We start from the raw sequence: 217 nt of genomic DNA, 5'->3' as shown, positions 1-217 counted from the left end.
GCGCGCCCGCCGCCCCGGTGCGGTGGCCTACGAGGAGGCGGCGCGGCTGTTCCGGCGCTGCCGTGCCGTGCCGTGGCTGCGCCAGGTGGACGCGGCGGTCGCCGCCGGCCCGGTGCGGCCGGAGACGGTTCCGGCGGCGGCCTCGGACGCGCTGGACGGACTGGCGTCGATGGAACGGCAGGTGGCCTCGCTGGTGATGGAGGGGGCCACCAACCGG

At 79.3% G+C, this 217-nt stretch carries 1 protein-coding gene; it reads left to right on the top strand.

Going from position 1 to position 217, the window contains the following annotated elements; all coding sequences use genetic code 11:
* Positions 1 to 217, top strand: a 217-nt coding sequence (locus tag G3I53_RS04905; protein WP_164438050.1) for a hypothetical protein, incomplete at both ends; no start/stop codon positions are given.

The organism is Streptomyces sp. SID14436, assembly GCF_010548465.1.
In the GTDB taxonomy this organism is placed as follows: domain Bacteria; phylum Actinomycetota; class Actinomycetes; order Streptomycetales; family Streptomycetaceae; genus Streptomyces.
The sequence above is the reverse complement of the archived record's forward strand: the minus strand, read 5'-3'. Positions and strand labels throughout refer to the sequence as shown.